We start from the raw sequence: 13,317 nt of genomic DNA, 5'->3' as shown, positions 1-13,317 counted from the left end.
GCTTTGAAAAGAAGCACCAGCTAATAAGATATTCAACTTTTGCACACCTTTAGAAACGAGACAGGGAATACAATGAAACTAAGACAGCTTTCAATCGGATTACTCACCATTCTGACTACGCCATTTGCATTAGCCGCTGGCGTATTAGACATTCCCAATAGTGTTGAAGTTATTGTATTAAATGGCCAAGAAAAAACATTTGACGATGAAGTACCGCTTGTGGAAGGTGAAAACCAACTGGTCTTTCGTTACCTGACTTATTACCGTGATCATGGCACACAAACCCAATTTAAATCTGAAGCTGTCATCCTAAAGTTTAATGCTCAAGATGAACGCTATGAAATCTCATTACCTAATATTCGCAATAAAAATAATGCCAATAGTTTTAATCAATCTCCCAAATTCACGCTGGTAAATAGCCAAAATAAACCGGTGAATTTTGAACAAGGATTATTAAAAAAAGAAGGCCTGCAACTTGGGCGTGAATACCAGCTAGAGATTAACGAATATAACCTCACTAATCAGCCTGCTGCCATGGCGAGTATTTCAGAAACAGTCATGAAACCATCCTCTGAATCGATAACAACCCCTGTCTCCCAAACAATAACGGCCCCAGCTGCGGTTGCAGCAGCGGTAGTGGCAACCACCTCAACGACTCAGCCTATTGTAAAAGCCCCAAAAACTATCGCTGAAGATCAGGCAGAAATAACTGAAATGCTCGACTATTGGTATAACAAAGCCAACGACGAGACCAAGGCTAAGTTTAAAGCTAAAGTGAATAACAGCCATTAGACAGTTTTTATTTGTGTGAGCAATTAAAACCGCCTCATTCTCAATAGTTAAGCAGTTCAAAGGATTAAAACCACCTGAGCTGCTAACGCATCCTGCAATTCTTCTAATCCTATTCTCTCTTTAAATGTAAACTCTATCCATAAAGTGCTGTTAACAAAGTAGTAACCTTGGTTATGATAGACGGCAATATTCTTTAGGACCGTCAAAAATGTCTATTAGCCTTGCCAAGGTGCTGCAATCAAAAATTACTCAATACACTGTAACCATCATCGTTTTGCTATTCATGCTGACATTGCTGGCTATTTACGCTGTGTTACGTCTAAGTATGCCAGACCTAAATGCTCAGATTAGTAGCAAAGATATCTCTTCTAAAGTCACCATTGAACGTGATCAGCTTGGAAGCGCCATCATCACAGCAAATAGTCGCCTTGATGCATCATATGCGCTTGGGTACGCCCACAGCCAAGATCGTTTCTTTCAAATGGACTTATTACGTCGTAATGCGGCTGGTGAATTATCTGAAATATTTGGCCCTATGGCGCTTGAAAGAGATAAGAGTCGACGTTTCCACCAACTCCGAAAACGATCCCAAACCATTTTTGACGGCTTACCATTAATCGAAAAAAATACGCTTACAGCCTATACCAAAGGGGTGAATGCTGCGTTAAATGATCAAAACTTGTCATCGTTTGAATATTTACTCACTAGCTCAATACCACGTCCTTGGCATGAAACAGACAGTATATTGGTGATTTACAGCATGTACCTTGATTTACAAGGTAATACAATCAAGCGCGATATGGCCTTAACTCAGCTGCAAGATGCTTTTGGACAAGAGATGCTTGAGTTCATTACACAAGCTAGTCATCACCAAGTCTCCCTAGATTACAGCCAAGTACCTTATTACGAGGGCAACATTCCAGAGCTAGAGTCTCAGCTTTTAGCCCAAGCCACTATCACCGAGATCCCTGAACCATTAGAAGTGGGCAGTAATAACTGGGCTGTTACGGGTCAGTTGACGCAATCTGGCCATGCGATGCTATCCGACGATATGCACCTTTCATTTGCAGTGCCGATTATTTGGTATCGAGCTCAACTGAATTACCCTCTTAATACAGACAATACAGATAAAACGCCTTCGAAAAGTAGCATGGCGCAGGTAACAGGCGTCTCCCTGCCAGGTGCACCTGCTATTGTTGTCGGTTCTAATGGCAAGCTGGCTTGGGGTTTCACTAATAGCTATGTCGATACTGCAGACTGGGTGGAGATTGACGATAATACTGAAATTAACATTGAATATGAGCCAATTCAATTACCAGAATCAGAAATTATGCATACTGTGCAAGTCACAGAGTTTGGCCCAATAAAAAGCATTAATAATAAAAATTATGCCCTAGCGTGGGTCGCTCACCAAGATTTTGCCGTTAATATGACGCTGCTGTCGCTTGAACAAGCAACCTCAGTTGATGAAGCTGCCCTACTCGCCAGTAGTATAGGAATACCCGCACAAAACATGCTTATTGTTGATAGTAAGGGCAATGCGGGTTGGAAAATTGCTGGTGCTTTGCCAGCACGTTCCAACCCAGCTAATACCGCACAAGTTCCACAAGAGGTTCAGACCCAAGCGTGGCAGCAGCAAAGAATAGCGTCTCCAAGTTTTATTAACCCACAAGATCACCGAATTTGGACCGCAAACTCACGAGTCATCTCAACACGTGACTTAGCTGAATTTGGCGATGGTGGTTATGCCCTTGGTGCGCGTGCTGAACAAATTCGTGACCGATTGCATGAACAAGAGCAATTTAACGAAAGCGACTTTTTTAACCTACAACTCGATAATGAAGCCAGGTTTCTACAACCTTGGCAAAAATACTTGCTGACATTACTCAGCCAACAACCTAAGGCCTTTGCTGAAGATATAAAATTTATCAACCAGTGGGGCAATTGTGCTTGTGCTGACTCTGTCGGCTATACCTTAGTCAGACATTTTAGAACGACGATGATAGATAATACTTTTGCGCCGATTGAAACTCAATTAACACTGCAAGACAGCGGCTTATCAGTGATAAAAAGTGTTTTAGAAACACCGATGTGGCAACTCATTCAACAGCAACCACAAAGTTGGTTACCAACACAGCACAACAACTGGGATGATTTTGCTATTAGCGCATACCAACAAGCTAGAACAAGATTATTAGATCAACACAGTGAAGAGAATAACTTGAGCGACTTGCGCTGGGGAGAGGTTAATAGGCTTGCTATTAAGCATCCATTTTCTAAACAAATGCCCTTGCTGAGTCAATGGCTAGACATGCCATCGGTGCAAGGTTACGGCGACAGCTTCATGCCAGCAGTTCAGCGTGAATCCTTTGGTGCATCACAGCGTTTTATTGTGCAACCTGGTAATGAACAAGATGCCATCATGAGTATTCCTGGCGGTCAGTCAGGCCATCCATTGTCACCCTATTATCGAAGCGGCTATAAGCAATATGTTCGTAATGACCACACCCCTTTACTGCCTTTAGAGATTGAACATAAGCTGGTCATTAACCCTCTGTAAATTGCACAATAAATGGCAGCGAAGATAGTCATTTAAACGGATGTAAATGATGCTTCTATTCATTATTTATTCTATTTATCTGTACTATTTATTTATCTGTACTATTTAATTAACTGTACTATTTAATTAAGTTAGTGCCGTTTTATTACGAAGCGGCTGATAGAAATGGATATAACGCGCTGCCACATATACCACTACCACTGTCGCTATCGATAATTCGATGGTGGCAAGTACGCGCACTTGTTGAATATACTGTTCTGCCATATTGATGCTTTCCATCCAAGTAACCATGTTAAATAATGCCGTCGCACCAATCACCATCGGAAAAGTAAATGCAGCATAGCCTGGGCTAAAAGGTAGGGTTAATAACTTGAAGAAGGCTAAGTAAATGATACTGGTCATGAGTACTGCAATGCCAAACAACAAAGCAATAATAATCGGTGATGGTGTCGCTGTAACAGTTAAGTACCCTGCTAACGATAAGCTTGCAGGAGCGGCTAAAATGGCCAATGTCGGTTTAGCAGCATCAGGCACTTCATGGGTAAACAATAATCGATAAATCATCATTGGCAACATCACTGCATAAGCAAGCATACCGAAGGCTAATGCAGCATGAGCAACAAGTGTTAATTGCGGGTTCCCAGAAAATGACACATCAGCGACAATAATGCCCACTGGCGGCACAAACCAGCTTGGCACCATATGATGTAATTCGAACACTTTAGCGCGATGATATAAAAAGCTAATCAGAAATACGATATGAAGTCCAACAGCAAATAGCCATAAAGCATCACCGGCTTGAGGATAAAATTGCCCAAGAGAATTAGACACCACCATGGTTGCCATAGCGAATGTTGGTACCACGCTACCCACAACAGGATGAGCTAGGTCGTCCTTTAAAGTATGAGATAACAACAAAAATTTCCCCCCAAGAATCCCCAATAACACACTGGCTATAACTGCACTGCACCACTGGCCATAACCTTGTAGGTCTGCGAGATTTTCCCAACACCAACCCAAGCTTGCAATACCTAGTGCTAAACCTGCCATAGGTGTAGGGGTTGCCATTAGTTTACGTTTAGCAATGTTTATCATAGTGACCTCAACTTAGCTCTGTCGGTGGATACATCAACGATTGAACCAGCATTTTCAAATTGTTTAACTGTTTTAAACTTGAGTTGATTTTACTCTTGCTGTTCGTTCGAATACATCCAATAATTAAAAACAAAGGTTAAGAAAAACTAAACGTAATATTGAAAGATAGAAGGCAGAATGGCGATGAACATCTCTTTTAAGCAGCTCAATGTTTTCAACTCCATTACTCAACATAAAACCCTGACAGCAGCAGCTGAGAAACTATTCTTATCTAAAGCCGCCGTTAGCATGGCATTAGCTGAACTTGAAAAGCACCTAGGTCATCCTTTATTTGATCGCGTAAACAATCGACTGGTGCTTAATCAAGAAGGAAAAAAATTATTACCTCTTGCTGATGAGTTATTAAATCGTGCTAAGCATATCCATAAGTTATTTGATGATAATCAAGCTTTAACTGGGCAACTAAGATTGGGCAGTAGTGACACTATCGGCAATCACCTGAGTCCCTATTTATTGAGTCAATTTAGACTACAACAGCAACACTTTTCACAGAGTTTAACTATTTCAAATTCAGCCTCTATTTGCCAAAAGCTATTAGACTTTGAATTAGATGTGGCCTTGATTGAAAGCGAAAACCATCACCCAGATCTTATCTCGATTCCATTTAGTCATGATCAAATGTGCATTATTAGCGCTGCAGATCACCCATTAGCAAGGTGTACTAAACCAACTGTGGCAGACTTAGAAAGTAATCAATGGGTGTTAAGAGAGGCAGGCTCAGGCTCAAGAGAATGCTTTATCAATACTTTGGCACCAAAGCTAGACAAGTGGCAGCTGGCATTTGAGCTTAATACCACAGAGGCACTAATTAGCAGCGTATCTGCAGGCTTAGGTTTGGGGTGTTTATCGACATTAGCGGCCCGATATGCGGTTGAAAGTGGCCGAGTTAACTTACACAAACCCCCGATTGAAATGCCACGGACCTTTTGGCTATTGGTACATAAAGATAAATATCAAAATCCGCTGCTTAAAAGCTTTATGGCCTTTTGTCAGCAATGGCAACAGACCTCAATACACGGCGCGAAAAAGAATACCTGTTAAGTAATTTGAGCTTAAGGAAGCTCCACAGATGAAGATGCTACCGTTATACGTTCTTGATTTGACAAGCGGATTTGAATGCCATCAATAGTGGTGATCCGCTGCGCTTCGATATCTTTTTTGCGCACTTGGTAAGTGGTTGACATGGCTTCAACTGGCGATGAGATAGTGACTTCCACGATCGTATTATCGTCATACCATGACCAGCCCCAAAAGGCGGCTGTCGCCAACATAGAAACCGCGATCATCGGATATATAATCAATTTAGAAAATAACGGCGAAGAATCACTGCCCATTGAAACTAATGCCGGCGATTCTTTTTTCGCGCGACCGCTACGTATATACATCACGCAAGCAAGTATCACTAATAAGGTTACGATTAATTTTGTCAGCACAGCTTTTTCCACGATTGATAGGCTTAAGCATGATTATACTGGTTTTTAAAATATAAACCGTTATCTCAAACACAGCTCGTTAAATGGAATATTGATAAATACCATTTTTAGTAAAATCTGGATATTAAAGGCTGCGATCACAGCACTGAATGATGACTCATTAGTCATCGACTAAGACTAAGATTACGATTAACGCGGTAATATTTTTTGCAATAACGACAGCACATACTCAGGTTGGTCTAGGGTCACATCATGTCCGCCATTTTCCACACGCATAAGTTTCGTTTGATAGAAACTCGCCAAAGCTTCGCTGCACTTAGGATTAGCTAAGTTATCTTGATTTGCGGCAATAATAAAAACCTCTGCAGCAATATTTTTAGGGCAGCTAAACTTAGCCGCAGCCAATAGTTGCCTTGCGCCATTAACAATACTCGTATGGTTTTCGCGGCGCATTAGGCTCCAGTCGGCTAATACCAATTCATCTGTTCCCTTAAACATTGTGGTGTAGTTTAAGGTACATGATTCAACAAAATTGAGATGTGCCCGTTGTAATCTTCCTTTTCGACTCAATCTCAATTTATCTAGAATAATTCGCCAATTCGCTCGACCAATGGCTTTTATTAACGGGATAACTTGAAAGCGTTGATACCATGGAGAAACATTACCCGCACTGGAATTAATCATCACAACTTGGTTAATTTTTTGTGGTCGCTGTTTGGCCATTTCAAGCGCAAGCATACCGCCCATCGACACCCCGATAAGGCTACATTGAGTATCTTCGCACACTTGCGCATCAATTTGGCGCCACACATCATCAGCATATTCTTCAATAGTCAGCGGACTTGTTAAATCACCAAGAGTACCATTACCTGTCACATCAGGTGTCAGCACCTCAATGCCATGTTCTTTGATTAAATCATCAAAGCCATACCAATGACGGCTATCACGCATCAAGCCTCTAAGTAATACCCATGTAGTCATTAGTCTGTTGTCCTATCGAGATATGGTTATTTTAATATTCACATTCGTTATATTTATCACACTAGCTATTTTGTTCACACAAGCTATCAACCACGTAATGCACAATAAACCTAATTGACTAAATTAGCGTGAAATTGAGACAGATTGATGACAAAAATAGAAGTTACAAATTAAAGGTTTTCAAGTATCTGTAACCCCAATAGTTTCTGACTAAGCTAACAGCAAGTTAAGCGCCGTAAAATGTACGATTAAGAACAGACTTCTTTACTCAAAAAAATTATAGTCATCATAGTTGACTAAAAAGAGAACTATTACTCTAAAGTAAATAAAACCACTTATATAAAAAAGCCGTAGCAAGCAATTATCAACAAGAATTTTAGGCCATACTGGAATTAAAAACGCCCTAACTAAAGCTACCGTTTGCCATAAACTGGGATAGCAATGTTGGCTTTATAAGCGACTACAATGGCTCTATCGTTAAGCTAAAATCAACACCTCCGCATTAATTTTGTTTATATAATTAATGGTGTATCTCTGCATTTTAAATATAGCCACTTACCTCTAATCCATTAAATTTACTCATTTTATTAACAAGTGTAACGCCCCAAAGTAGTTGTAAGCACCCTACATAGAGCCTATAATCACACCGTTACAACCATGAAACAAATATGCCACCTACACAAAACTAAAAACGAACAAACCTGAACTTACTTTGAGACTTTGATTAAGAAATTCTATGACTAAAATTACCAAGTTCATATTCATGATAATTAGCTTTTTTATGATGTTGAACATACTACTAGTTATTAGTTTTAGTCAGGGACTTGATGCCATTGATAATGAAAACTTTCATCATAAATTTAGGACACTAAACGCCGCCAATGTTGTCGATATTAATGAGAGTTTAGAAGCGTTACTTTTTTTAGAAAATGACATTGTTAAATCTAAAGAACATTACTTTGCCGTACTCGATCGCACCGGTGATGAACTCAGCGTAGTAAAAGTTAAAGATGTTTTTCTGGCGATGATGATGTTTAGTAATGTCCCGCTGCTTTTGATGTTTTTTCTTGCCTGTTTTATCCCTTTTTATATCAAAGCTAAATCTGATAGGAAAAACAGTGCATCACTGGATTTTATCAGTAATGAAACAGACAAATTATTAAGTACCTTTAAGATTAAACTCCCCAATGGCCCTTCTAAAAGTACACTGTCACAAATTAGTGTCGCCTTAAACGAGCTAAATAAGCATGTAAAGCAACACAATATAGACACTCAAATTACTATATTCCAAGATAAACTTACCGGCCTTGCCGATCGTCACGCTTACCTAGAACATCTAGCAAGTCAGTTACAGCGGGCACAAGAAGAAGGTATAAAACAAGCATTATTGTTTATTGATTTAGATGGTTTTAAACAGGTTAATGACTCTTTTGGTCATAGCTTTGGTGATGAAGTATTGATTCAAGTCGCTAACCGGTTATCGACTGTTATAAGAAATCATGGCCTAAGCAAAGTGGGGGCTTCAATAAATCTCGAACTCAATTTAGCTCGCTTGGGTGGTGATGAGTTTTCTATATTTATTGATGATATTACAGATGATGATCGTGCAGTGGATGTTGCTAAAAATGTATTACAAGAAATTGAACGTGATTTTGTATTAGGCAATAAAATTATTAAAATTGGCGCCAGTATAGGTATCGCAGTTTATCCTGACAGTGCTTCTAACCCCAATACGTTACTGCAAATGGCCGATGTTGCCATGTATCGCGCCAAAACTGATGGCCGAGGCATTTTCCGTGTTTACTCGCCAGAAATGGGCAATAAACTTCGACGCTACCACTATTTATTAGAAGAAATGCGTTTAGCTATGGCCGCACAAAACTTCACTCTATCTTTCCAACCCATTGTGAGTGTTGAGGATTGCAGTATCGATTACTTTGAATGCTTAGTGCGCTGGAATCACCCTGTCGAAGGACCGATTACCCCAGCTGAATTTATCCCTATTGCTGAAGATTCAAACCTCATACTCGAGTTAGGTAATTGGATTTTATTTGAAGCATGTCGTCAAATGTCTGCATGGCATAATGCCGGCATGAATAAGGTCCGGATGGCGGTCAATATTTCTGGGGTTCAATTAAAGCATATACCACTGTATGACTGGGTTATGGATACCTTGAGTAAAACAGGTTTACCGCCAAGAGCTTTATTACTAGAAATTACTGAATCATGTTTAATTCATGCATCAGAAGCCATAATTAACGACCTACAAAATCTACGTAAACAAGGTGTGTTAATTGCTATCGATGATTTCGGAACCGGCTTTAGTTCACTTTCAACATTGGCCAACTTACCTGTTGATGTAATTAAAATTGATAAATTATTTATTGATCAAGCAACGATTAACCCTAAATATGAGAAAATTTTAAATTCAATAAGCGACCTCGGTAAGACCTTAGATTTGAAAGTGGTTGCTGAAGGGGTCGAAGTTGCATCTCAATTTGAGTTAATCAAAAAACTGGGGATTAATTGTGTTCAAGGCTATTTGATTAGCCGCCCAGAAACCTCATATGATGTCGGTTCAAAAGTAATTAAAAATAACCTTAATCATATTGCGCTTACCGGTACCGGTGTCTGCAACCCGTCTCCTAGTGAAGAGTAATTAATCTATCAGTGAGGAATAAACCATCTGTCAGTAAACAGTCATCAAATACTGAATGTAAACCTCGTTGGATACACTCCAGCCTTAATATAGCCTATATCTAAATATCAAATCATTCGTTGCCAGGCCATGGGCGCTTTTTTCCATGAGCACTTTTTTCCATGAGCGCTTTAGACTATGAGCGCTTAAATAACAGCCCCAACATGGTGTCAGATTGATTTTCAGGAGATTAGTGCTGGTCTCACATATGTAAATACCCATCAACACATTATTAAAAAACCTTCACTATAAAAGCGATGAAACGATCTTTGTCTTCTGACTGAGAGACCTGTTTTTATACTAAAGCTCGTGAGCTCCACTCCTATCGTAAAAATAATTTAAATAAGCTGTGCCTATCGAACCAGTCTACGGCCTCGTGTAACCCTTGCAAGCGGCTATAATTAGCTCTTAGAACGAGAGTTTGTATCTAAAACTTAGAACTAGAGTCTATTTATTCAGGCTATATCTACAAGCTATAACTAAAACCCATATCTAAAAACATAACGACAAAAAAACATAAAGACAACAAGACAAAAAGACAAAAAGACAAAAAGACAAAAAGGGCTGCACAATGCAGCCCTTAAATCATTCATCACGCACTCAACAATATTTGATTACATGATTAAGCAAGTTAATACTTATGAAGCAGCAATCACTTTGCGTTTAGTATGCGCAAAAATAAGCCCTATTAAGCAGATAACGCCCACTGCGATACCTACTGGTTGGCTCATTTGTTGTGGCAAACCAAGACCTACACCAGCAGTCATAATATAAGATACCGTGATAGACGTACCAATAATGGCAGGTAAACTCACAATCCAATGGAATGTGCCGCGGTCAAATAAGTACTTAGTCGCTAACCATAAAACACTGGTTGAAAGTAACATGTTTGAGAATGCGAAATAGCGCCAGATTAATGAGAAGTCAATCTTAGTCATGAAGTAAGCAATCACAAGAATGGGTATCGCTAGTAACAAACGGTTACGCATACTTTGCGGAATTTTAAACGCATCAATAATGGTTAAACGCAATGAACGGAACGCAGTATCACCTGAGGTAATTGGGAAAATAGCGACCGCTATAATTGCCATAATACCACCAGCGACGCCAAGGTAAGTTGTCGCTACTTGGTTAACTACAAGGCCTGGCCCACCCGCATCAAGGATACTCTTAAGCTCTACATATCCACCAGGGAATGCAGCAATACCCGCTGTAGCCCATACACAAGCAACAATACCTTCTGACATCATCGCACCGTAATAAACCGGGCGAACATATTTTTCATTGGTCAAACAACGCGCCATGATAGGTGCTTGTGTTGAATGGAATCCACTGATTGCACCACAGGTAATGGTAACAAATAACAATGGCCAAACGGGTAACCCATCAGGATTAGGTTCAAGCAAATCATTGTTGTAATGGCTATGATCAAAGTAGGCAAAAATGTCGCCAACTTCAGGTAATTGAGGCGCGCTAATAAGTAGTGCAACTGCAATAGATACTGTCATCACTATCATTAACAACCCAAATAATGGGTATAATTTAGTGATAATTTTATCGATTGGTAACATTGTCGCAAGGAAGTAATAAGCTAAAATCAGCAATACCCAGAAAGTATTGTTAGCAAAAATAGTCCCTTCAAAGAATTCTAAGTTACTTAATAAACCCGCTGGGCTCATGATGAAGACGACACCAACGAAGAACAATAACATCGCGGTGAAAACCAGCATCACACCTTTAAAGTAAACATTAAAATAGTGGCCAGCGATTTCAGGTAAGCTTTTACCGTCTTCTTTAATGCTCATGACACCTGAGAAGTAATCGTGAACAGCGCCACCAATGATGTTACCCAATACAATCCACACTAATGCGATTGGACCGTATAAAGCACCGAGGATAGGACCAAATATTGGACCGACACCAGCAACGTTTAGAAATTGAATAAGGTACGCTTTAACAGGATGGACTTTGACATAATCAACCCCATCATCAAAACGTGCTTGAGGTGTTTTTGCATTAGGGTCAATGCCCGCTTGACGCTCTACGAAAGGACTGTAGAACTTGTAAGCGAGGATTAACATTGCAATACAAATTAAGAAAATTAGCATTTTTTAGTTATCCATACTTTATAGGGTATTTGGTTAGCATTGAGTGTCATGTAGTTACAGACATTGGTCAAGCCATCCGCCCTTATACCAAAGTAGGGGTTGCTTCTATCAAATCGTTGAAATGTTACTATATTACTAATTCAGCGAAAAAATGATTCTGACAATATATCAAACTCAGTATTCCAAGAACCTAAAATCCTATAAATGGGCAGTTCTTGGTCTTATTGTGATTAGCGCTGAAATTATGCTTCAAAGTTGTAGATTAATTACTAATAGCCAAGCTCGCCGTTAAAACTCATTTTTGTGAACCACATCCAAAATGTTTTCTTCAAAAAGCTCACACATCAAAGAATCTCGACATAAAGACAGTCCAATCTATATCTGTGCCTCAGCTTTATTGTGGCGTAAATAAGATTTTGCCTACAGGACGGTCCTCACTTAGCACTAACTGGTTATCAGCTACATGCCACTCTTATTGATGAGTTAACAAAAAAACAAGGCACCAGAACCTGCAAAAGTTTTAACAGTCAACATGCTTTTGTTATGGATAAATGCACAGAGTTTATTGACACGTTTATCTGTACTTTCTAATAATTTCAATTTAATTTTGTGAATATCAAACTCTTTAAGATTTAAAGATTTTTGAAGTTTTACATTATAGATAATGAACAATCTTCTTGGCGTCAGTTTGCCTTCAGCAACTTTATAAAAGTTTCTAAAATAGTAAGATAAATTGTGACGCTTCCTGCAATCCACAAAAAACCTCTGTGCATTGATGCCGCCCTGACGAAATTCAAGAACTACATTTTTTAGCATGCCCATATCCTGTAAAGCTCTGGCTATTCGGTGACCGACACCTGGAATAACAAATGCTTCAACACATGACAAGAAACGTTGCTTATGACGTCTGTCTGCAAAATGCAGCGGATCGTATATGATTGTTAGCGGGGTTTTACAAACCGTCGCATCCAACGAGATTATTCTGCGGCTTTTGGGCTCACCTTGCTTGAGTTTAGGATCCCATACTGCTATGCCAGAATTATAAGTACTTACAGGCATCAATAACAATGCGCGACTTAATTGCAACCTATCAGCAAATAGCGCTGTAGCAAATCCACCACGACTCACACCATAACCAATAGCTTCAGGGAAAACTTCCAGCTCTTTACTTAATTTTTGGATAAATATGGCCAAAGCTGGTGAATCAAAATAGTTTTCTTCGCCAATATGATTGAAAGCAATAACATTCATTTTTTGCTTTGCAAAAAATTTAAAAGCCCAAGCGGGCTTAGATTCTGTTAGTTGAGCCTTGGATAAGAATTCAGTTCCTGGCGGAAATGTCACCATTACGGGGCTATTTGTATCAAATATTTGATACTGCACCAATACATCATCGATAACGATACGAGTCACTTTATTAGTATTTAACAACATATCCATAGGCACCCAATAATATCTTTTAGCCACGTAAAATCTAAATGGCATACGCTTATGCGAGATTGTCGCTGAAGGGTTCTTATTCACAAAATTTATCTGCTATTAAGTAAACAGCACTATTGAGATGTAAATACCGCCAAAAACAATCGATAT

At 39.4% G+C, this 13,317-nt stretch carries 9 protein-coding genes; 4 read left to right on the top strand and 5 right to left on the bottom strand.

Annotated features, from left to right (window positions below):
* Positions 1 to 72: 72 nt before the first annotated feature.
* Both FPK91_RS18200 and FPK91_RS18195 read left to right on the top strand, forming a co-directional pair.
* Positions 73 to 792, top strand: a complete 720-nt coding sequence (locus FPK91_RS18200) for a YccT family protein (RefSeq protein ID WP_144213084.1) — start codon at positions 73 to 75, stop codon at positions 790 to 792.
* Positions 793 to 1,000: 208 nt separating this feature from the next.
* A complete protein-coding gene (locus FPK91_RS18195) occupies positions 1,001 to 3,352 on the top strand; it encodes a penicillin acylase family protein (protein WP_144213082.1) in 2,352 nt (783 codons plus the stop codon).
* A gap of 126 nt (positions 3,353 to 3,478) precedes the next feature.
* On the opposite strand, the gene FPK91_RS18190 is transcribed toward FPK91_RS18195, so the two are convergent.
* Positions 3,479 to 4,447 (bottom strand): TDT family transporter, encoded by a 969-nt coding sequence (locus FPK91_RS18190; RefSeq protein WP_144213080.1) that lies wholly within the window; start codon positions 4,445 to 4,447, stop codon positions 3,479 to 3,481.
* Between the two features lie 183 nt (positions 4,448 to 4,630).
* Here FPK91_RS18190 and FPK91_RS18185 point away from each other — a divergent pair, with 183 nt between their 5' ends.
* The gene (locus FPK91_RS18185; protein WP_227006618.1) at positions 4,631 to 5,548 is read left to right on the top strand and encodes a LysR substrate-binding domain-containing protein; all 918 of its coding nucleotides are present in this window, start codon (positions 4,631 to 4,633) and stop codon (positions 5,546 to 5,548) included.
* Between the two features lie 11 nt (positions 5,549 to 5,559).
* On the opposite strand, the gene FPK91_RS18180 is transcribed toward FPK91_RS18185, so the two are convergent.
* On the bottom strand, positions 5,560 to 5,940 hold the full coding sequence (locus tag FPK91_RS18180; protein WP_144213076.1) for a hypothetical protein: 381 nt from the start codon (positions 5,938 to 5,940) through the stop codon (positions 5,560 to 5,562).
* A 189-nt stretch (positions 5,941 to 6,129) separates the two neighbouring features.
* Positions 6,130 to 6,921 (bottom strand): alpha/beta fold hydrolase, encoded by a 792-nt coding sequence (locus FPK91_RS18175; protein WP_144213074.1) that lies wholly within the window; start codon positions 6,919 to 6,921, stop codon positions 6,130 to 6,132.
* A gap of 736 nt (positions 6,922 to 7,657) precedes the next feature.
* On the opposite strand from FPK91_RS18175, the gene FPK91_RS18170 reads away from it, so the two are divergent.
* Entirely contained in the window at positions 7,658 to 9,580 is a 1,923-nt protein-coding gene (locus FPK91_RS18170) for a putative bifunctional diguanylate cyclase/phosphodiesterase (RefSeq protein WP_227006617.1), read from the top strand.
* Between the two features lie 677 nt (positions 9,581 to 10,257).
* Here FPK91_RS18170 and FPK91_RS18165 read toward each other — a convergent pair.
* Positions 10,258 to 11,727 (bottom strand): carbon starvation CstA family protein, encoded by a 1,470-nt coding sequence (locus tag FPK91_RS18165; RefSeq protein WP_144213073.1) that lies wholly within the window; start codon positions 11,725 to 11,727, stop codon positions 10,258 to 10,260.
* A 483-nt stretch (positions 11,728 to 12,210) separates the two neighbouring features.
* Positions 12,211 to 13,167, bottom strand: a complete 957-nt coding sequence (locus tag FPK91_RS18160; RefSeq protein WP_158638098.1) for a hypothetical protein — start codon at positions 13,165 to 13,167, stop codon at positions 12,211 to 12,213.
* Between the last annotated feature and the right edge of the window lie 150 nt (positions 13,168 to 13,317).

Origin of the sequence: Shewanella donghaensis (assembly GCF_007567505.1) — a bacterium.
GTDB classification, from domain to species: Bacteria; Pseudomonadota; Gammaproteobacteria; order Enterobacterales; family Shewanellaceae; genus Shewanella; species Shewanella donghaensis.
The sequence above is the reverse complement of the archived record's forward strand: the minus strand, read 5'-3'. Positions and strand labels throughout refer to the sequence as shown.

Excerpts from the sequence above, each read along its gene's own strand:
- FPK91_RS18160 (WP_158638098.1), bottom strand. The coding sequence starts at position 13,167 with ATGGATATGTTGTTAAATACTAATAAAGTGACTCGTATCGTTATCGAT.
- FPK91_RS18175 (WP_144213074.1), bottom strand. The coding sequence starts at position 6,921 with ATGACTACATGGGTATTACTTAGAGGCTTGATGCGTGATAGCCGTCAT.
- FPK91_RS18165 (WP_144213073.1), bottom strand. The coding sequence starts at position 11,727 with ATGCTAATTTTCTTAATTTGTATTGCAATGTTAATCCTCGCTTACAAG.
- FPK91_RS18170 (WP_227006617.1), top strand. The coding sequence starts at position 7,658 with ATGACTAAAATTACCAAGTTCATATTCATGATAATTAGCTTTTTTATG.
- FPK91_RS18185 (WP_227006618.1), top strand. The coding sequence starts at position 4,631 with ATGAACATCTCTTTTAAGCAGCTCAATGTTTTCAACTCCATTACTCAA.
- FPK91_RS18190 (WP_144213080.1), bottom strand. The coding sequence starts at position 4,447 with ATGATAAACATTGCTAAACGTAAACTAATGGCAACCCCTACACCTATG.
- FPK91_RS18195 (WP_144213082.1), top strand. The coding sequence starts at position 1,001 with ATGTCTATTAGCCTTGCCAAGGTGCTGCAATCAAAAATTACTCAATAC.
- FPK91_RS18200 (WP_144213084.1), top strand. The coding sequence starts at position 73 with ATGAAACTAAGACAGCTTTCAATCGGATTACTCACCATTCTGACTACG.